The organism is Streptomyces sp. MMBL 11-1 (assembly GCF_028622875.1).
Taxonomy (GTDB): Bacteria; Actinomycetota; Actinomycetes; order Streptomycetales; family Streptomycetaceae; genus Streptomyces.
On sequence record NZ_CP117709.1, the window covers coordinates 1,978,809 to 1,998,467 of the forward strand.

The 19,659-nt window shown below is 73.9% G+C and carries 14 protein-coding genes; 12 read left to right on the forward strand and 2 right to left on the reverse strand.

The window, feature by feature from the left end:
- The first annotated feature begins 137 nt into the window (after positions 1–137).
- The 9 genes from PSQ21_RS08465 (at position 138) to PSQ21_RS08505 (ending at position 11,976) form a co-directional block, all read left to right on the forward strand.
- Entirely contained in the window at positions 138–1,226 is a 1,089-nt protein-coding gene (locus PSQ21_RS08465) for a phytanoyl-CoA dioxygenase family protein (protein ID WP_274029810.1), read from the forward strand.
- Positions 1,208–2,530: a DUF6271 family protein gene (locus PSQ21_RS08470; protein ID WP_274029811.1), complete on the forward strand. Its 1,323-nt coding sequence runs from the start codon at positions 1,208–1,210 to the stop codon at positions 2,528–2,530. The genes PSQ21_RS08465 and PSQ21_RS08470 overlap by 19 nt, the downstream gene beginning before the upstream one ends.
- On the forward strand, positions 2,527–4,308 hold the full coding sequence (locus PSQ21_RS08475; protein WP_274029812.1) for a condensation domain-containing protein: 1,782 nt from the start codon (positions 2,527–2,529) through the stop codon (positions 4,306–4,308). Before PSQ21_RS08470 ends, PSQ21_RS08475 begins: the two co-directional genes overlap by 4 nt.
- Positions 4,298–5,578, forward strand: a complete 1,281-nt coding sequence (locus tag PSQ21_RS08480) for an MFS transporter (RefSeq protein ID WP_274029813.1) — start codon at positions 4,298–4,300, stop codon at positions 5,576–5,578. Before PSQ21_RS08475 ends, PSQ21_RS08480 begins: the two co-directional genes overlap by 11 nt.
- A 516-nt stretch (positions 5,579–6,094) precedes the next feature.
- Positions 6,095–7,345 carry a prenyltransferase/squalene oxidase repeat-containing protein gene (locus PSQ21_RS08485; RefSeq protein WP_274029814.1) on the forward strand — a complete coding sequence of 417 codons (1,251 nt, stop codon included), beginning with the start codon at positions 6,095–6,097 and terminating at the stop codon, positions 7,343–7,345.
- A 44-nt stretch (positions 7,346–7,389) separates the two neighbouring features.
- The gene (locus tag PSQ21_RS08490; protein ID WP_274035680.1) at positions 7,390–8,187 is read left to right on the forward strand and encodes an SCO2322 family protein; all 798 of its coding nucleotides are present in this window, start codon (positions 7,390–7,392) and stop codon (positions 8,185–8,187) included.
- A complete protein-coding gene (locus PSQ21_RS08495) occupies positions 8,184–9,428 on the forward strand; it encodes an energy-coupling factor transporter transmembrane component T (protein ID WP_274029815.1) in 1,245 nt (414 codons plus the stop codon). Before PSQ21_RS08490 ends, PSQ21_RS08495 begins: the two co-directional genes overlap by 4 nt.
- Complete coding sequence (locus PSQ21_RS08500; protein WP_274029817.1) at positions 9,425–11,143, forward strand: ABC transporter ATP-binding protein; 1,719 nt, start codon at positions 9,425–9,427, stop codon at positions 11,141–11,143. Before PSQ21_RS08495 ends, PSQ21_RS08500 begins: the two co-directional genes overlap by 4 nt.
- Positions 11,140–11,976 carry an ECF transporter S component gene (locus PSQ21_RS08505; RefSeq protein WP_274029818.1) on the forward strand — a complete coding sequence of 279 codons (837 nt, stop codon included), beginning with the start codon at positions 11,140–11,142 and terminating at the stop codon, positions 11,974–11,976. The genes PSQ21_RS08500 and PSQ21_RS08505 overlap by 4 nt, the downstream gene beginning before the upstream one ends.
- Before the next feature lie 226 nt (positions 11,977–12,202).
- On the opposite strand, the gene PSQ21_RS08510 is transcribed toward PSQ21_RS08505, so the two are convergent.
- Positions 12,203–14,347 (reverse strand): bifunctional glycosyltransferase 87/phosphatase PAP2 family protein, encoded by a 2,145-nt coding sequence (locus tag PSQ21_RS08510; protein ID WP_274029819.1) that lies wholly within the window; start codon positions 14,345–14,347, stop codon positions 12,203–12,205.
- A 398-nt stretch (positions 14,348–14,745) separates the two neighbouring features.
- On the opposite strand from PSQ21_RS08510, the gene PSQ21_RS08515 reads away from it, so the two are divergent.
- A complete protein-coding gene (locus PSQ21_RS08515; RefSeq protein WP_274029821.1) occupies positions 14,746–15,234 on the forward strand; it encodes a GNAT family N-acetyltransferase in 489 nt (162 codons plus the stop codon).
- Between the two features lie 86 nt (positions 15,235–15,320).
- On the opposite strand, the gene PSQ21_RS08520 is transcribed toward PSQ21_RS08515, so the two are convergent.
- Positions 15,321–17,444, reverse strand: a complete 2,124-nt coding sequence (locus tag PSQ21_RS08520; protein ID WP_274035681.1) for an MDR family MFS transporter — start codon at positions 17,442–17,444, stop codon at positions 15,321–15,323.
- Positions 17,445–17,623: 179 nt separating this feature from the next.
- Between PSQ21_RS08520 and PSQ21_RS08525 the strand changes: the two genes are divergently transcribed.
- Positions 17,624–18,748 (forward strand): peptidoglycan-binding domain-containing protein, encoded by a 1,125-nt coding sequence (locus tag PSQ21_RS08525; protein WP_274029823.1) that lies wholly within the window; start codon positions 17,624–17,626, stop codon positions 18,746–18,748.
- A gap of 228 nt (positions 18,749–18,976) precedes the next feature.
- Complete coding sequence (locus PSQ21_RS08530) at positions 18,977–19,639, forward strand: HAD-IA family hydrolase (protein ID WP_274029824.1); 663 nt, start codon at positions 18,977–18,979, stop codon at positions 19,637–19,639.
- The last annotated feature ends 20 nt before the right edge of the window (positions 19,640–19,659 follow it).

Below are 19,659 nucleotides of genomic sequence, written 5' to 3' on the forward strand. Positions count from 1 at the left end.
CTGGACCAATCCTGCTGATCGACGTGTTCACGGCTCCTCCCGTCACGGCACTGCCATCCGTCCCGCCGTCCGCGGCGGCCCCGCTCCCCCGGGGTCGCCGCACGGCCGGCCGAGGAGAAGGACCTGCCATCAATCTCATGACGACACCCACCCCTCGACGTCGGCCCCGCCTGCATCGCGCCGCGTCGGACATCCCGTACTTCAGCGCGGACGGCGAGGCCTACCTCGCGCAGACCGCCCTGCGGGAGCTCGACAAGTCGCGCCCGCTGCGGGTGCTGTCCGAGGAGGACTTCGCCCACTGGCAGACGTACGGCTACGTCATCGTCCGGGAAGCGATCCCGGCCCCGGTGGCGCGCCAACTGCTGGACTTCACCTGGGACTTCCAAGGCCTGGACCCCGAGCGGCCGGAAAGCTGGTACGAGGACCGGCCGCTGCGCTCCGAGCTGGACCAGCAACTGCACATCTACGGCTTCGTGGAGGCGTACCACCACCAGCTCCTGTGGGACAACCGGCAGTCGCAGCGGGTGTACGACGCCTTCGTCGACGTATGGGACTGCGAGGAGCTGTGGGTCACCCTGGACCGGCTCAACCTCAACCCGCCCAACCGGGGCAACCGTGACCGGGCCCTGATCGAGCCGACGGACCGGGGCTTCGACATCGAGCTCCACTGGGACATCGACACCACGCTCGCCGTCCCGCCGCAGCGGGTGCAGGGCATCATCGCCCTCAACGACACCAGCCCGGAGACGGGCGGATTCCAGTGCTGCCCGGAGCTCTTCCGGCAGTTCGACACCTGGAAGACCCGTCAGCCCGGGGACCGGGACCCCCTGCGCCCCGCCATCGACCGGGACGAACTCCCCGTCGTACGGCCGGATCTGCGCCCCGGCGACCTCCTCATCTGGAACGGTCTGCTGGCCCACGGAGTGGCACGCAACCTCTCCGAGAACGGAGTGCGGGCCGTGCAGTACCTGTCGATGATGCCCGCGCTGGAGGAGCACGAGCGGCTGCGCAAGTCCCGCGTGGAGTCCTGGCGCCACCTGCGCACCCCGCGCTGGAACCGCACCCTGGTCGGCGACCCGGTGCGGCCCGAGTCCCAGCGCTATCCCACGGCGGAGCTGAACCCGCTGGGCAGCCGGCTGCTGGGGCTCGCCTCGTGGCAGGACCCGGTCGAGGACTTGGCACCCGCCGCGCAGAGCGGGGAGCCCTCGTGCACCGCGTCTGCCTGACCCTGCCCACCCACCGGGCCTGCGCCGGCACCATCGCGGCGGTCGGCGCGGAAGCGGCGTACGGGGCACGGCAGTTCGGCGCCGAGGTGCACCTGCTGGTTCTGGACTCCTCCCCCGGGCCGGTGCTCGCCGAGCACCGGAATGCGGTGGCCGCGCTGCCTCCGTCGCCCGGTGTGACCGTCCACCACCTCGACGAGGACGAGCAACGGGCCTTCCTGCGTGAGGTGATCGGCCGGTCCGGCGGGGCTCCGCCGGACCGGCTGCTGGAGCTGATGCTGCCGTCCCGCCTCTCCTACGGAGCCTGCACCAACCGGGCGTTCCTCCTCGCCCAGGCCCTCGGCTGCACGTCCGTCCACCGCCGGGACTCCGACAGCCGCTACCAGCACCTCGACGGCGCACCGGTCTTCCCTCTCCACCAGGAGCTCAGCTGTCTGGGCCAACGGGCCGATGACGTACGCGCGTCGGCGACCCGGAGCAAGCTGCCGCCGGGGGCCGGGGACCGGCGGGTGACGATGGCCGGCGGCTCCTTCGTGGGCGAGATGTCGGTGGACGTGGCGGAGATCCGCGACCTCGACCCGGACACGTACCGCGAACTCATCGGCCTGTCGATACCCGAGGGATACCCGGAGATCTGGCGCGGGCACCTGATCGACGAGTCCTTCCGGGGCGCCGGGGACACCACGTTCGACGGCGACCGCACCCTTCTCGCTCCCGTCAGCCCGATGCGCGTGGACATGTGCAACATCGCCCTCGACCACGAGGTGTACCGCCGCGTCCCGCTGCCGCCCGCCACCGACACCATCGGCAGCGACTACTTCCTGATCCACCTCCTCCACGACGCGAGGATGCCCGGCATCCAGCACAACCGGCACATCGTCAACTTCCACACGGCGGAACGGCGTACGGACGAGGGGTTCCTCGCGTACCAGCTGCGCTTCGTGAAGTTCCTGCTGTCCAAGGCGTATCTCAACGCCGTGTACGCGAGGACGGCGGCGGCGGGTGACGCGCTGCTCGACGCCGACGGCCACATCCGGGCCTCCGAGGTCGCCGGGTTCGTCCGGGACAGCACCGGCCTCGACCGGGCGTCGAGCGCCCACCGCCTCGACGTCCTCGACGACGCCTACCGGCGGCTCGGAGACCGCTACAAGACGGTCGCCGACGTCCTCGTCGAACGCCGCTCCCGGCTCCTGGACGAGGCCCACGACGACATGGCCGACTTCGCCCTCCTGATGGACCACTGGGAGGCGTTGACCCGTGCGAGCGCGGAGACGGGCCCCGCGGGTGTCCGGGCCGTGAACCGATGAACCCCGCAGCCGGCAAGGACACCATGCACCTGGACACCCCTCGTACCCCGCCCACTTCGCGTACCGTCACCGTCGCCTACGCGGGCGGTGACGAGCGCCGAGGCCCCCTGACCATGGGCCAGGCCAACATGATCCGCTGCATCCTGCGGGACGACCCCGAGCACATCAACAACCACGACGTGTGGGCCGTCCCGCCGGGCGCCGGCCCGGACGACGTCACCGACGCCCTGCGCACTCTGGCCGTGCGCCACGAAGGGCTGCGCACCACGTTTCCGCACGCCCCCGGGTCGGCGCCCGTCGAGCAGGTCGTGGCGGCCGAGGGCACGTTCGCGGTGACGGTCCTCGACCACACGGAGTTCCCCGGGGAGCCCGCGCGCTACGCCGAGTCGGTGGCCCGTGCGGCCCGCGCCGGCCGCTTCGCCCTGGCCCGGGAGTTCCCCCTGCGGATCTCCCTGCTCACGCTCCGGGGCGTGCCGGTCCACGTCGCCCTGGCGTCCAGTCACGCGGTGACGGACGGCAGCGCGCTGGCCGTCCTGCGGGAGGAGTTCCTCGCCCTGCTGGCCGGGGAGGAACTCCCCGCCCCGGCCTCCTTCGCCCCGCTCGACCTGGCCGCCGAGGAGGCCTCCCCCACCGGGAAGCGGAAGTCGGAGGCCTCGCTGCGGTACTGGGAGCGGATCATCCGCACCGAACCGCAGGAGATGTTCGCCGAGCCGCGTGCGGCGGGCGCGGACGGCCGGGCCCGCCAGCTCACGCTCCGCTCCCGGCGGGGCGCACGGGCCCTCGCCGGAGCGGCCGGGCGCACCGGGAACCCGGAGGCCACCGTGCTGCTCGCGGCCTGGTGCGCGCTGGTGGCCCACCGGGCGGGCCAGGACTCCTGCGTCACCGCCGTGCCGACCTCCAACCGGTTCCACGCCAGGAGCGCCCGGTCGGTGAACACCCTGTCCCAGGACGCGCTGCTCTGCCTGGACGTCCGGGTCCCCACCTTCGACACCCTGGTCCGCAAGACCTGGGGCGCGGCGCTCAACGCCTACAAGCACAGCCAGTTCGACTCCGTACGCCTGTGGGAGATGATCGACCGGGTCACCGGGGAACGCGGCAGCCACTTCGCGCGGGACGTGGTCTTCAACGACGTCAGTGTGCTTCCCGCCACCCTCCTGTCCACCGCGCCCGCCGCCGCCGGCGACGCCGAACCGGAGCTGTCCTGGGGCCCGTTCCAGGCGCTGCCGACGCGGATGCTGGCGTTCACGTACGAGACGGCGCCCCGGCTCCACATCTCCCTGTGGGCCGACCCCGCCCTGTTCACCGCGGACGAGGCGGAGGGCTTCCTCTCCGGCCTGGTCCTCCTGCTGGAGGCCGCCGCCGACCGGGACGTACCGCTGGACTCGCTCACCGCCGTGACAGGCGTCGGGCCTGCCGAGCGCGGCCCCGGCTGGACCCGCGTGGACGGCTGCTGGGTATCGCCGGCGGCCGTGGGGAAGGCGCTGTCCGGGGTGCTGGGCGGTCTCCCGGTCCACGTCGAGGCGGACTCCGGCGCGGGATCGCCGCCGGGGCTCACGGCGTACATCGCCCGGGGCGACACGGCTCTGACCCCGGCCGGGGCCCACGCGGCGCTGATGGCCGAGGTCCCCGCCCACGGCGGCACCGGCGTCCTCGCACCCCACCGCTACGTGCTCGTCGAGAGCCCGCCGGCCGAAGCGGACCGGAGCGACGCCTGGCGTCGGCTGCAGATCATCGAGGAAGGGACCGGCAGAAGCCGGCAGGTACGACATGAGCGTTGACGACACGACCCTCCAGCAGAAGCCCCCCTCGCTGCCCAGCCCCTGGCGGTCGGGCCGGTTCCGGCTCTTCTTCACGGCCCGCAGCGCGTCGCTGCTGGCCGACGGCATGCTGATGGTCTCCCTCACCACGGCCGTGCTGGGAGCCGGCCACGGGGCGAGCGGTGTCGGCTACGCGCTGGCCGCGTGGATGACCCCGATCGTCCTGCTGGTGCTGTTCGGCGGGGTGCTGGCCGACCGGTTCACCCCGCAGCTGATGATGATCTGCGCCGACCTGGTGCGGATGCTGGCCATGATCACGATGGCCGCTCTGCTCTTCTTCTCCGACCGCGTCCCGCTGTGGCAGATCATGGCGCTGATGGCGCTCAGCGGCGCCGCGACCGCGATGTTCCAGCCCGGTATGGCGAGCATGGTCCCCCGGGTCGCCGAGGACATCCAGAAGGCCAACGCGCTGCTGCGCATATCCGAGGCCCTGAGCACGCTGCTCGGCCCCGGCCTGGCGGGCATCCTCGTCGCGTACTGGCAGGTCTCGGGCTCGTACCTGGTCATCGCGGCGGCGTACGCGCTCAGCGCGGCGGTCCTGCTGCCCCTGCGGAAGCTCCACACGGTCCGCGACGAGGGCGACGCCCCGATGTGGCGCAGGCTGGCGACGGGCTGGCAGGAGTTCCGGTCCCGCCAGTGGCTGTGGGGTGTCATCGCGGTCTGGTCCGTCTACGGCCTGTTCGTGTTCGGGCCCGCGCTGCCGCTCGGCGCGGCGCTGATGATCGAGCAGCACGGGGCGAGCGGGTACGGCTGGATCGCCTCGGCGGACGGCGCGGGGACGATCATCGGCGGCCTCATCGGCATGCGGGTCCGCCCGCGACGTCCGCTCGTGGCCGGCGCGCTGGCCATGCTCTGCTTCGCGCTCAACCCCCTGGCGCCGGCCCTGGAATGGTCCTTCGCGGCCACGGCGGTCGCCCATGTGATCGCGGGTTACGGCTTCGCGTTCTGGGGCGTGATGTGGGCGACGAGCGTCCAGTCGCACATCCCGCTGACGGTGCTGAGCCGCGTCTCCGCGTACGACGTCGCCGGCTCCATCATGGTCATCCCGCTCGGCCGCGCGCTGGCGGGCCCGGCGGCGGACGCGTTCGGCGCGAACGAGGTGCTGATCTTCTCGTCGGTCATGTCGTTCGTCCTGCTGGCCGTCATGCTCAGCGTCCCGGCGATCCGGGCGCTGCGGCGGGCGCCGGAGGGGCTGCTCGGGCCGAAGGCCGAGGGGGAGCCGGCGGTCTGACCGCACCGCCCGGGCACGGCGTGCCGGTCGTGCGGTCACACCCGCACGACCGGCACGTCCTTGGCCGAGGCCCGTCCGCGGCGGCTCGTGCAGCCCGGCCGCGCGCGGAGGCCGTGCCGGGCGGGCCCCCGGTGACGTGCCTCGCGGCGTGTGCGAGCCCTCGGAACCCGTCGGAAGCGCTCGCGAGCCCCGGAAGCCTCGGCCCCGTGACGTACGCCGCCGTCCCGGTCACCGTCGTGGCGCACACCCCCGGCCGCACCCCCGGCCCCTCGGCCACGGACCGGTAGAGTGGGCAGGTCGTCATCATGCCCGTACAGGGGGAAGCCGGTGCGAATCCGGCGCAGCGCCCCAGCCGTGACCCGTCCGTCCGACGGCAGCCGGACCGCCCTCCGCGGAGCGTGACCGGCTCGGGCCACCGGAACCCCGGTGGCCGGCACCGTCGAGGCATACGGGGCCGGGGCCCGGGGCTTCGTGCGCCCGGGGAGTCCGGCCCTCGCAGGAGAGGCCCAGCCAGCCATGACCGTACGCCGCAGCGCAGCCGCGCTCGCGACCACCGCCGTGCTCCTGGGCGCGGCCGCGCCTGTAGCGGTCGCCGCGCCGAGTCCCTCCCCGTCGGCGGATCTGCCGGCCGGGCTCTACGGCACCACGGACCCCACGTACGACGGGGTGTGGCGGCAGTCGCTGGCCTTCCTCGCGCAGAAGATCGAGTACGTCACTCCGGCCACCGCCGCCGTCGACTGGCTGGTGGGGCAGCAGTGCTACAGCGGGGCGTTCACCTCGTACCGCGACGCCGCCGAGCCCTGTGACGCCTCCACGGTGATGGACACCAACGCCACCGCCATCGCCGTACAGGCCCTCGTCGAGATCAACCAGCACCGCGACGCCGCGAACAACGGCGCGGACTGGCTGAAGTCCGTGCAGAACGAGGACGGCGGCTGGGGCTACAACCCCGGCAGCCCGAGCGACGCGAACTCCACGTCCATCGTGATCGGCGCGCTCGCCCGGACCGGAGTCCCGATCAACGAGGTCACCACCGCCGACGGAAAGACCCCGTACACCGCCCTCCAGTCCCTGGCGATCCCCTGCGGGGACAAGGACGGCGGCGCGTTCGCGTATCAGCCGGGCAAGAAGGGCGAGCTGACCGCCAACCTGGACGCCACCGCGGCCTCGGTGCTCGGTCTGATGGGCAAGGGCATCGCCGCCGGCACGTCCAACGCGGTCAAGGACCCCTCCTGCACGAAGGGCGACGGCCTCAGCCCGGAGCAGACCGCGCAGAACGGCTCCTCCTTCCTCGCGGACACCCTGAAGAAGTCGCCGTACCTGGAGCAGGCCCCGATGCCGGGCGCCGAGGACACCGAACCGCAGCCCGACTACGGCAACACCGCGGACGCGGTCGTCGCGCTCGCCGCCTCCGGGCACACGGACAAGGCCGAGGCATCCGTCGCCTGGCTGCAGAAGAACGCCACGGGCTGGGCGAAGCAGGGCGGCCCTGCCGCCACCGCGCAGCTGATCCTCGCGGCGCACGCCACCGGCGCGGACGCCCGTAGCTTCGGCGGGGTCGACCTCGTCAAGCAGCTCAACACGATGGGCCCCTCCCCGGCCGCCACCGCCCTCCCCTCGCCCACGCCGACCGGTCCGCAACCTTCCAGCGGCACCAGCAGCGACGACAGCGGGCTGGGTCTCGGGTGGCTGATCGGCATCGGCCTCGTCTTCGGCGCGGGCATCGGCTTCCTGCTCAGCATGCGCCGGAAGAAGCAGCAGCCGTGAGGCGTACGCCGGTCCCGGCGCTGCGGAATCCCGGCGTCGTCCGGCTGCGGAACCCCCTCGTCACCCGGGTGCGGAATCCCCTCGTCACGCGGGTGCGGAATCCCTTCGTCGCCCTGCTGGCCGCCCTGGTCGCCGCCTCGGCCGTCCTGCTCGGCGCGGGAAGCGCGGAGGCCGCCGGGTACCGCTACTGGTCCTTCTGGGAGGGCAACGGCAAGAACTGGGAGTACGCCACCCAGGGGCCGTCGCTGCTGCGACCGGACGACGGTGCGGTCCAGGGCTTCCGGTTCGCCGTGAGCGAGGACTCGGGCGATGCCGCGCAGCCGCGCCGCGCCCCGGACTTCGGGGCGATCTGCGCGGGCACCCCGGCGAAGGACGGGCGGAAGCGGGTGGCGCTGGTGATCGACCCCGGTACGGCGGCGGACGCCCCGGGCCGGGAGGAGCCGCCCGCCCCGCGCACGGCGTGCGCGCGGGTCGCCCCGGACGCCAGCAGCGCGGAGGCGCTCGCCGCGGTGGCGAAGCCGCTGCGGTACGACAGCAGCGCCATGCTCTGCGCGATCTCCGGCTACCCGAAGGCGGGCTGCGGCGAGCAGGTGTCCGGCGAGGACGTCAGCGCGAAGCCGTCCCCGCCTTCGGAGACGCCCTCCTCCTCGAAGACGGGCGACGCCTCGAAGCCGGGTGACGCCTCGAAGCCGGGTGACGCCTCGGAGACGGGTGACGCCTCGGAGACCGCCCAGGACGGCGGAGACGGTGGCGGCGGTCCGTCCGTCGGGCTCCTCGTCGGCGGCGGCGTCGTTCTGCTGCTGGGCGTCGCCGCGGTGATCCAGGCCCGCCGCCGCCGGTGACCGCCTCCCCCGCCCCGGCGCCGGCCCGGCTGCCGCGCCGTGTCCTGCGCGCCCCCGAGGCGGACCGCGGCAACGCGCTGCCCGCCGGGGCGTGGTGGCTGTGGGCGCTGGGTCTTGCCACCGCCGCGTCCCGGACGACCAACCCTCTGCTGCTCGGGCTGCTGGTCGGGGTCGCGGGCTATGTGGTGGCGGCGCGCCGCACGGATGCGCCGTGGGCCCGTTCGTACGGCGCGTTCGTCAAGCTCGGGCTGTTCGTCGTGGCGCTGCGTCTGCTGTTCTCCGTCTTCCTCGGTTCGTCGATCCCCGGCTCCCACACGGTGTTCGCCCTCCCCGAACTGCCGCTGCCCGACTGGGCGCAGGGCGTGCGGATCGGTGGCCGGGTCACCGCCGAGCAACTGGTCTTCTCGCTGTACGAGGGGCTCAAGCTGGCCGCTCTGCTGATCTGCGTCGGCGCGGCGAACGCGCTGGCCAACCCGGCGCGGCTGCTGAAGTCGCTGCCCGGTGCGCTGTACGAGGCGGGCGTCGCCGTCGTGGTCGCCATGACGTTCGCGCCGAACATGGTGGCCGACGTGGTCCGGCTGCGCACCGCGCGCCGGCTGCGTGGCCGGCCGACCGGGGGCGTGCGGGCCGTGGCGCAGATCGGGCTGCCGGTGCTGGAGGGGGCGCTGGAGCGGTCGGTGGCGGTGGCCGCGTCGATGGACGCGCGCGGATACGGGCGCACCGCCCGGGTCCCGGCCGCCGTCCGGCACACCACGAACGCCCTCACCCTGGGCGGGCTGCTCGGGGTGTGCGCCGGCGCGTACGGGCTGCTGGCCGCGCAGGGGGCGGTGTACGGGCTGCCGTTGCTGCTGGCCGGTCTGGTCGCGGCGATGGCCGGGCTGCGGCTCGGCGGGCGGCGCTCGGTGCGTACCCGCTACCGGCCGGACCGGTGGGGCGCCCGGGCCTGGCTGGTGGCGTGCTCGGGCGGGGTGGTCGCGGCGGCGATGATCTGGGCGGGTGCGGTGGCTCCTGGGCCGCTGCGCCCCGGTGTCGTACCGCTGGCCGCGCCGGTGCTGCCGCTGTGGCCCGCGGCGGCGGTGCTGGTCGGGCTGGTGCCCGCGCTGGTCGCCCCCGTCCCCCCGTCCGCGCGCCGGGCCGGGAAGCCGTCCGCGTACGGAACCGGGAAACCCTCGCCCGGGGACGGGAAGCCGTCCTCCCACGGGGGCGGGAATCAGGCTCGTATCGGCAAGGAGCAGGCGTGATCAGGTTCGAGCGGGTCTCCGTGCGGTACGAGGGCACGGAGCACCCCACGCTGTCCGGGGTCGACCTCACGGTCCCCGAGGGCGAACTCGTCCTGCTCGTCGGCCCCTCCGGTGTCGGCAAGTCGACGCTGCTCGGTACGGTCTCCGGGCTCGTCCCGCACTTCACGGGCGGGCTGCTCTCGGGCCGGGTCACGGTGGGCGGCCGCGACACGCGGACGCACAAGCCCCGCGAACTGGCCGATCTGGTCGGCACGGTGGGACAGGACCCGCTCGCGCACTTCGTCACGGACACCGTCGAGGACGAGCTCGCGTACGGCATGGAGTCGCTGGGTCTGGCCCCGGACGTGATGCGCCGCCGGGTCGAGGAGACGCTCGATCTGCTGGGCCTGGCCGAGCTGCGCGACCGGCCGATCGCGACCCTGTCGGGCGGCCAGCGGCAGCGGGTGGCGATCGGTTCGGTGCTCACCCCGCACCCGAGGGTGCTGGTGCTGGACGAGCCGACCTCCGCGCTGGACCCGGCGGCGGCCGAGGAGGTCCTCGCGGTGCTCCAGCGGCTGGTGCACGACCTGGGCACGACCGTGCTGATGGCCGAGCACCGGCTGGAGCGCGTGGTGCAGTACGCGGACCAGGTCATCCTGCTGCCCGCCCCGGGCGCCGCCCCCGTGATGGGGCCGCCCGCCGAGATCATGAAGGTGTCGCCGGTACGGCCGCCGGTGGCCGAGCTGGGACTGCTCGCGGGCTGGGACCCGCTGCCCCTGTCGGTACGGGACGCCCGGCGCGGGGCGGGCGGGCTGCGGGAGCGGCTGGCGGACACGTCGCCGCCCGCGCCCCCGGAGGTCTCGGGGGTCCCCGGGGCGCCCGTCCTGATCGCTCCGGAGCGGCCCCGGCCCGGACGGTGGGCCCGGCTGCTGGGCCGGAAGGCCGAGGCGCCGGGCGCGGACGCCCCTGTCACCGATCCGATCACCCGGGTCGACGGGCTCGGGGTGCGGCGCGGCCGGATCGAGGCGCTGCGGCGGGTGACGCTCACCGTGGCCCCGGGCGAGACGGTGGCCCTGATGGGCCGCAACGGGGCCGGCAAGTCCACGCTGCTCGGCGCGCTCGTCGGCATGGTCGAGCCCGCGTCGGGCACCGTGCGCGTCGGCGGCCTGGCCCCGGCCCGGACGGACCCCCGGGCGATGGTGCGCCGGGTCGGCCTCGTACCGCAGGAGCCGCGCGATCTGCTGTACGCGGACACGGTGGCAGCCGAGTGCGCCGCCGCCGACCGGGACGCGGGCGCGGCGGAGGGCTCCTGCCGGGCGCTGGTGTCGGAGCTGCTGCCGGGCGTCGGGGACGACACCCACCCCCGGGACCTCTCCGAGGGCCAGCGGCTCGCCCTGGCCCTGGCGCTGGTGCTGACGGGCCGCCCGCCGCTGTTGCTGCTGGACGAGCCGACGCGGGGCCTGGACTACGCGGCGAAGGCCCGGCTCGTCGGCGTGCTGCGCGGTCTGGCGGCCGAGGGGCACGCGATCGTCCTGGCGACGCACGACGTGGAGCTGGCGGCCGAGCTGGCGCACCGGGTGGTGATCCTCGCCGACGGCGAGGTCGTCGCGGACGGCCCGACCGGGCGGGTCGTGGTCTCCTCCCCCGCGTTCGCCCCACAGACGGCGAAGATCCTCGCCCCGCAGGAGTGGCTGACCGTGTCGCAGGTGCGCGGTGCGCTGGGGGTGGAAGCGTGAGCGGTACGGGGGAGGTACGGGAACGGGCGGCCCGGCCGGTGCGGCTCGGGCCGAAGTCGGTCGCCGTCCTGCTGCTGACGGGGGCCGTCGGTGTCGTCGCCTTCGGGTGGCCGTTGCTGGCGGACGCCGGGTCCGGGCTCGCGCACGCGCGGGACGCGCCCTGGCTGTTCGCGGCGCTGCTGCCGCTGCTCGTCGCGGTGGCCGTGGCGACGATCTCCGAGTCCGGCATGGACGCGAAGGCCGTCGCGATGCTCGGGGTGCTGGCGGCGGTCGGGGCGGCGCTGCGCCCGCTCGGCGCGGGGACGGCGGGCCTGGAGCCGATGTTCTTCCTGATGGTGCTGAGCGGCCGGGTGCTGGGTCCCGGCTTCGGCTTCGTGCTCGGGTCGGTGACCATGTTCGCCTCGGCGCTGCTGACGGGCGGGGTGGGGCCGTGGATGCCGTTCCAGATGCTGTCGATGGGCTGGTTCACCATGGGCGCGGGCCTGTTGCCGGGAGCGGACCGGCTGCGCGGGCGGGCGGAGCGGGCGATGCTGGCGGCGTACGGCTGCGTGGCGGCGTTCGCGTACGGCACGGTGATGAACCTGCAGGGCTGGCCGCTCATCGCCGGGCTGGGGTCGGGGATCTCGTTCGTCGCGGGCGACCCGCTGCACGAGAACCTGGTGCGCTTCCTCGCCTACTGCGCGGCGACCTCGCTGGGCTGGGACCTGGGGCGGGCGGTGCTGACGGTGGTCCTGACCCTCACGCTCGGCCCGACCCTGCTGAAGGCGCTGCGCCGGGCCACCCGCCGCGCCGCCTTCGACGCGCGCGCCGTGTTCGGTGAGCCCGGGAGCTGAGGCCTTCCTCTGGTGACCACGGTCGCGGCCACCTGACACCGAACGGTGCTGGGCGACCCGGCGCGCCATCCGGGTGGCGGGCGGCGCCGGCCGGGCGGACCATGAAGAAACGCGGCGATCCACCGAAGGGGTGCCGGAACGGTCTTCCGGCCGTTCCGGCACCCCTTCGGCCTGCTCTGCGCGGCGCGGCGCGGCCGGCCCGTGCCGTGTGCCGCCTGCTTGCCGCCTACTTGCCGCCGACCTTCTCGGCCACTTCGGTGTTCGCGTCGCCCGCCCCGGCCTCCGCTCCGCGCCCGGGTCCGGGGGCGGGCCCGGGTCCGGGGGCGGGGGCGGCCTCGACGGGCTGTGGCGTCGGCCGGGCGGTTTCCGTCGGCCCCTCCTGGCCGGTCAGGAGCTTCCGCGGCCCCGACAGCAGGTACGTCAGCCCGAAGCCCATCGCGACGACGAGCGCGCCACCGGCCGCGTCGAGCACCCAGTGGTTGGCGGTGGCCACGATCGCGGCGATCGTGAAGAGCGGGTGCAGCAGGCCGAGCGCCTTCATCCAGAGCTTCGGGGCCAGCATCACGATCACCACACCGCACCACAGCGACCAGCCGAAGTGCAGCGACGGCATCGCCGCGTACTGGTTGGTGACGGTGGTCAGCGTCCCGTAGTCGGGCTTCGCGAAGTCCTGCACCCCGTGGACGGTGTCGATGAAGCCGAGGCCGGGCATGAGCCGGGGCGGGGCGAGGGGGTAGAGCCAGAAGCCGACCAGCGCGAGCAGGGTGGCGAAGCCGATGGACGAGCGGACCCAGCGGTAGTCGGCGGGACGCCGCGCGTACAGCACGCCGAGGATCGTCAGCGGGACGATGAAGTGGAACGTGGAGTAGTAGTAGTCGAAGAACTCACGCAGCCAGGTGATCTGCACGACCGTGTGGTTGACCCAGTGTTCGATGTCGATGTGCAGCCACTGCTCGATGGCGTGGATCTGCCGGCCGTGCTCCTCGGCGAGCGGGCGGCCCGCCCTGGCGGCGAGACGGACCTGGGCGTAGGCGTCGTAGACGACCCGGATGAGCAGGAGTTCCAGCAGCAGGTTGGGGCGGGTGAGGACCCGGCGCCAGAACGGCAGGAGCGGCACGCGTCTCCAGCGCGCCGCGACCGGCTTCGCGTAGTCGGTGGGGACCGGGTGCTGCCAGTACGGCGAGGTGCGGGGCACGAACGGGGCGAGGCAGGCCGCGCCGAGCGCCGCGAGGAGCAGCACGTTGTCCCGTACCGGGAAGAGCGCCTCGATGTTCGGCAGCAGCATCGTTCCCGGCAGGGTGACGACCAGCAGCACCACGGACGGCCAGACCAGCCGGTCGGAGGCCCGCTTGCCGACCTTTCCGACGACCGCGAGGAGCACCCAGAGCAGCTGGTGCTGCCAGGCGGTCGGCGAGACGGCGACCACGACACAGCCGGTCACCGCCACCGCGAGGAGCAACTGCCCGTCCCGCGCGTACCGCACCGCGCGCCGCAGTCCGACGGCCACGACCGCGGCGGAGAGCACCAGGAACAGGGCGATCTCCACGGGGCCTTCGAGTCCGAGCCTGAGCAGCGCCCCGTGCAGGGACTGGTTGGCGAGGCTGTCCGGCCGCTCCCCCAGGCCGACGCCCGCGAGATGATGCACCCAGTACGTCCACGAGTCCTGCGGCGACGCGGCCCAGGCGGCGACCGTGGCGAGGGCGAAGGTCGCACCCGCGCTCACCGACGCCTGCCGCCGCCCGGTCAGCCAGAGCAGGGCGGCGAAGAGCAGCAGCACCGGCTGGAGGGCGGCGGCGAGGCCGACGAGAACGCCCGCCGCCCGGTGCTCCCGGACGACGAACCAGGCCAGGAGTACCAGCAGGACGGGCAGGATGCTGGTCTGGCCCAGGTGCAGGGCGTTGCGGACCGGCAGCGACAGCAGGAGCAGGCTGATCGCGACGGGGGCCGCGAGCTGGGCCGTCCGGTGGCCCACCGGCGAGGGCAGGGCCCGGGCGGCGACGAGACCGAGGGCGACGACGAGCAGCAGGGACCCGAGCGTCCACGCGACGCCCAAGGCCTCCACCGGGCCCGAACCGGCAAGAGGTTGCAGCACCAGCCCGGCGAAGGGCGTGCCGGTGAACCGGCCGCTGTCGTACAGCGAGCCCGTCACCTGAAGGGCCCCGTTCTCCCCGATCCAGCTCTCCAGACCGAGGAGCCGTTCCCCCGGTGGCCGCCGGAGCACCACCGCCACCTGCCGTACCGCCAGCGCGGCCACGACCAGCCAGAGGAGGGCCCGGATCAGCCCGGCCCTCGCTCCCGTGTCCGCCGCCGCGTCCCCGCGCACACTGTGATCCGCATTCGCCACGCTGCGCCGACCCTCCCACCGTTCCATGCATCGCCCCTTCGAGTGGGGCCATGCCGGATGAAGCCTCGCATTGCCCTACGAGGTAGACACAATCAACCCCCTCTTTGCCTGACTGTCATCCTGCTTCGGTCCGGAAGAAGTCGTCCGCCGGGATGACAAGTCGGCCCCTCCCGGGCGTTAGGGGCCCGGGCCTCGGAAGCCCCCGGGCGACTCAGGTGTTCGGACCGCGGCCGGGGCCGGGCCGGGGCCACGCCCGCCACGGTCCCGGTCCCGGTCGCGGTTGCGGTCGCGGTCGTGGTCCCTGCCCCGGTCCCGGCCCCGGCCCTGTCAGTCCCGTCGGCCCTGTCACGGACACGTCAGTCACTGCTGCCCCCTGCGGGTAATTCGCATCGTCGTTCGGCCGCGCGGCAGCAAGAATGCTCCCCATGACCTGGACCGTGACCGCCGAACGATTCGACTCCCCCGACGCGAGCGCGCTGCGCCGGGACTACTACGACGAGGTCGCGAGCCGCTACTGGCAGCGGCCCGCGACCGCCGCGGAGATCGACGACGGGCTCGACGGCGACGGAGCCGAGCTGCTCGCACCGCCGACCGGGCAGTTCGTCGTCGGCCGGTACGGGAGCAAGGCCGCGAGCTGCGCCGGGCTGGTGCTGACGGAGTCCGCCGGGCCGGGCACGGCGGAGCTGACACGGGTGTACGTGCGCCCGGCGTTCCGGGGCACGGGCGGCGGCGGGCTGCTGCTGGCCGCGGTGGAGGAGGCGGCGAGGGCGTACGGCGTACGGCTGCTGCGGCTGGACACCCGCCACGACCTGGTCGAGGCGCGCGGGCTGTACACGAAGCACGGGTACCGGGAGGTGCCGTCGTTCCACCGCCGCAACCCGTACGCGGAGCGCTGGTTCGCCAAGGAGCTGTGACGACGGCGTCCGTTCTGCCGGACGGTTCTGCCGGACGGTGCCGTGGCGCCGGGCGCTCTGCCAGGCGGTGCCGTGGCGCCGGGTGCTCAGGCGGGCGGGTGGCGGCGGCCGTGGTCCTCGCGCTCGTCGGGGCTCCGGTGGTGGGCCTCGCGCTCGTCCTGGCGCAGGTGGGCCTCGTGGTCGCGGGGAGGCTGCGGGGAGTGGGGGCGCTCCCTGGCCGAGCCGCTGACCTCGGCGGTCAGTTCGCTGACGAGTCTGACCAGGTCGGTGGGGCGCTCGGGACCCCACCAGTCGCCGAGGAGTTCGGCGAGGGAGTCCTCGCGGGCCTGCGAGAGCCGGACGACGGCCTCGGCCCCGGTGTCGGTGAGGATCATCTGCAGGCCCTCCCGGCGGGCCAGGCCACGCTCCTCGACCTGCCGGGCCGCATCGGTGATCACGTGCAGCGGTACGGGGGTCGTCTCGGCGAGCCGGGCTGGTTCGACGGTGCCGTGCCGCTTGATCCGCAGGAGCAGCCAGCTGGCGGCGGGCAGCAGGTCGTACCCCGCCCGCGCGGTGATCTTCTCGTAGATCTCGCGGCGGCCCTCCCGGGTGGCGAGCACCGACAGGGCGCGGGCGCACTCGTCGTACGAGGAGCGTTCGACGGGGTTGGAGGCGAGCGTCTGGCTGGTGTCGGGGGCGGTGACCGAGCCCCGGAGCTTGTCCTCGCGGAGGAACCAGGCGAGGACGAACGCGAGGAGGACGACGGGGACGGCGTACAGGAAGACGTCCGTGATGGAGGTGGAGTACGCGCCGAGGACGGGGGGCCGCAGATCGGCGGGGAGCTGTCCGATGGCCCGGGGGTCGGCGGCCAGCCGCCCCGCGTCGACGCCCGACGGCAGCGACTGCCCGGCCAGCGCGTCCGTGAGCTGCCCGGTCAGCCGGTTGGCGAAGATGGTCCCGAAGACGGCCACGCCGAACGCGGAGCCGATGGACCGGAAGAACGTCACGCCGGAGGTGGCGACCCCGAGGTCCGGGTAGGAGACGGAGTTCTGGGCGACCAGGACGAGGACCTGCATCACCAGGCCGAGACCGGCGCCGAAGACGAAGAAGAAGGCGCTCATCAGCCAGGTGGAGCTGTTCTCGTCGAGCTGGTGGAGCAGCAGCAGCCCGACGGCGGTGACGGCCGTGCCCGCGATCGGGAAGACCTTCCAGCGGCCGGTCCGGCTGACGATCTGGCCGGACCCGGTCGAGGTGATCAGCAGGCCGAACACCATCGGCAACATGTGCACGCCGGACATCGTGGGGGTGATGTCGTGGACCACCTGGAGGAACGTCGGCAGGTAGGTCATCGCGCCGAACATGGCGAAGCCGATGACGAAGCTGATCACGGCGACGAGGCTGAAGGTCCTGATCCGGAACAGTTTCAGCGGCAGTACGGGCTCGGCCGCGCGCCGTTCGACGGCGATGAAGACCACGAGCAGCACGACGGCGAGCACCGCCAGTCCGATGATCTGCGGAGAGCTCCAGGCCCAGGTCGTACCGCCGAGGGAGGCGACGAGCACCAGCGCGGTGGCGACGGACGCGATGAGGAAGGTGCCGAGGTAGTCGATGGTGTGCTTCTCGCGGCGGACGGGGATGTGCAGGACGGCCGCGATGACGCCCAGCGCGACGACGCCGATCGGCAGGTTGATGTAGAAGACCCAGCGCCAGCTGAGGTGTTCGGTGAAGAAGCCGCCGAGGAGCGGCCCGAGGACGCTCGTCACGCCGAAGACCGCACCGAAGAGTCCCTGGTACTTGCCGCGTTCGCGCGGGGTGACGAGGTCGCCGACGATCGCCATCGACAGCACCATGAGTCCGCCGCCGCCGAGTCCCTGGAGGGCCCGGAAGCCGATCAGCTGGGGCATGTTCTGGGCGACTCCGCAGAGCGCGGAGCCGACCAGGAAGATCACGATCGCGGTCTGGAAGAGCTTCTTGCGGCCGTACTGGTCGCCGAGCTTCCCCCACAGCGGGGTCGCCGCGGTCGCCGCCAGCAGGTAGGCGGTCACCACCCAGGACAGGTGGTCGAGGCCGCCGAGCTCACTGACGATCGTCGGGAGCGCCGTGGAGACGATGGTCTGATCGAGTGCCGCGAGCAGCATGCCGAGGAGCAGCGCCCCGATCGCCACCAGGACGCTCCGGTGGGACTGCCCCTCGCCGGGCGCCGGGGGTGACGGGCTCAGCTGGTGGGCCATGGACGTCTCCTCGATCCGCTGGTGCGCCGACGCGCTGACGCACTGATCCACTACACCCCCATCCTGGACGTTTCGTCCCGTTATGGCCTGCCAGGGGCGGGCCATGACCCCGGCAGGCCGCTGGGCTCCCCCGGAGCGGGCTGCATAATCGCAGGCAGCTCAAGGGGAGGGGACCCACGATGACCGGACACGCATGCCCGGAGTGCGGGAGACGGATGGCCGGGGAGCCCGGCACGGAGCACCGGACGCCGTGCCGGTGCGGCGCCGGCGCGCCTTCGGCGCAGCTCACGGAGGACGAACAGCGCGCCGCCCGTACGGCGGAGATCGCCGCGGCCGAGGACTTCGACCCGCTGCGCATCCGGCCGTACGTGACGCTGACGGACCACGCCGGTTCCGCCGAGGACGCCGGGGGCTCCGGGGACTCCGGGGCCTCCCGGGCCGAGGGTGCGGGCGGCGGCGGGCGCGGGGACGGGTTCGGGGAGCGGGAGCCCCGGCCCGGGTCCGGCGCCTGGGAGGGGGCGGCGGCCACGATGCCGCTGTTCCTGGGCGGCGGGGGCCCGGACGCGGGCACGGGCGGTGCTCCGGGCGGTGCTCCGGGCGGTGCCCCGTACGCCGTGCCGGACGAAAGCCGACGGCGCACTGCGGGCGCGACCCCCGCTTCCGCCCCCGACCCGGTGCGGCCTCGCCGCAGGCGCCCCTTCGGGGCTCTCGCCACGGGGGTGGCCGTGGCCGCGGTGGTCGGCACGGCGGCCTTCGCCGGCGGGCTGTTCGGCGGTGACGCCGGCAAGGACGAGGCGCTGCCGGAGGCCACCACGAGCGCCCCGGACCTTGAGGACGAACCGGCCGCGTCGGTCGCCCCCTCCCCCTCCGCGTCGGCCACTCCGACCCGTACGCGACCCCCCTCGGCCCCGCCGTCCGCGTCACCCTCCCCGTCCGCCTCGCCGACGAAGAGCCGGAAGCCCGCCGCGACCGCGACAGCCACCGCGTCCGCGTCGCCGGAGGCGAGCGCGTCGCCCACGCCGACGGTCAGCGCATCGACTTCCGACCGGCCCCCGGGGCTGGCCGCCTCTTCGCTGCGGCCCGGCGACCGCGGCCCGGAGGTCGTCGAGCTGCAGAGCAGGCTCAGGACCGTCGGGGAATGGCTCTACCCGGGGCCGGCCGACGGGAACTACAGCGACCAGGTGGCGTACTCCGTGGCGATCTACCAGTCGTACAAGGCGATTGAGGGAGATCCGACGGGCGTGTACGGACCGAACACGCGGCGCGCGCTGGAGAAGGAGACGAGCGGGCGCGGGCACCACTGAGCCCGGCCGCGCCGCAGAGGGATTGGCGTTCCCGCCCCGGTTTTTGTATCGTGATGGAACAAAGTAGCTCCCGCCCGCACTCCCTGACCGGCGGGCGGGGGTTGCTCTGCCTTACCGCACGCGGTACCGCACACCTCGTACCGCGGACCTTCGCAGCCCGTGTACGTCATGCCCCGCGGCAGGAGCACCCGGGCTGTTCGCACACCTCCCCGCGTTCTGGAGCAGCCGATGCCTCCCACCGTCCTCACCGCCCGAGCCCTCCTGCTGGACATGGACGGCACTCTCGTGAACTCCGACGCGGTGGTGGAGCGCTGCTGGCGGCGCTGGGCGGTCGAGCACGGTCTGGACCCCGAGGCCGCCCTCAAGGTGGTCCACGGCCGCCAGGGGTACGCCACGATGGCCGTACTGCTCCCGGACCGCCCGGTCGAGGAGAACTACGCGGACAACCGGGTGATGCTCGCCGAGGAGACCGCCGACGTCGAGGGCGTCGTGCCGATCGGCGGGGCGCCCGCGTTCATGGCCGCGATCGCCGAGCTGCCGCACGCACTGGTGACCTCCGCCGACACCGCGCTCGCGACGGCCCGGATGGGTGCGGCCGCGCTGCCGATGCCCGCCGTCCGCGTCACCGCCGAGCAGGTCGGCGCCAGCAAGCCGGACCCCGAGGGCTTCCTCAAGGGCGCGGCGGAGCTGGGCTTCGACGCGGCGGACTGCATCGTGTTCGAGGACTCCGAGGCGGGCATCGCGGCGGGCCGGGCGGCGGGCATGCGCGTCGTGGGCGTCGGCCCGCGCGCCGCGGCCCTCTCGCCGGACGCCCATGTCGAGGATCTGACGCGGGTACGCGTGGAGGCGGCCGGGGACGGCTCGATCCGCCTGCACATCGGCGAGGCCTGAGACACCCGCCCGGGCCGGCT

Coding starts and splice junctions, on each gene's coding strand:
- PSQ21_RS08525 (WP_274029823.1), top strand. CDS start 17,624: ATGACCGGACACGCATGCCCGGAGTGCGGGAGACGGATGGCCGGGGAG.
- PSQ21_RS08465 (WP_274029810.1), top strand. CDS start 138: ATGACGACACCCACCCCTCGACGTCGGCCCCGCCTGCATCGCGCCGCG.
- PSQ21_RS08530 (WP_274029824.1), top strand. CDS start 18,977: ATGCCTCCCACCGTCCTCACCGCCCGAGCCCTCCTGCTGGACATGGAC.
- PSQ21_RS08480 (WP_274029813.1), top strand. CDS start 4,298: ATGAGCGTTGACGACACGACCCTCCAGCAGAAGCCCCCCTCGCTGCCC.
- PSQ21_RS08485 (WP_274029814.1), top strand. CDS start 6,095: ATGACCGTACGCCGCAGCGCAGCCGCGCTCGCGACCACCGCCGTGCTC.
- PSQ21_RS08515 (WP_274029821.1), top strand. CDS start 14,746: ATGACCTGGACCGTGACCGCCGAACGATTCGACTCCCCCGACGCGAGC.
- PSQ21_RS08520 (WP_274035681.1), bottom strand. CDS start 17,444: ATGGCCCACCAGCTGAGCCCGTCACCCCCGGCGCCCGGCGAGGGGCAG.
- PSQ21_RS08475 (WP_274029812.1), top strand. CDS start 2,527: ATGAACCCCGCAGCCGGCAAGGACACCATGCACCTGGACACCCCTCGT.
- PSQ21_RS08510 (WP_274029819.1), bottom strand. CDS start 14,347: ATGGAACGGTGGGAGGGTCGGCGCAGCGTGGCGAATGCGGATCACAGT.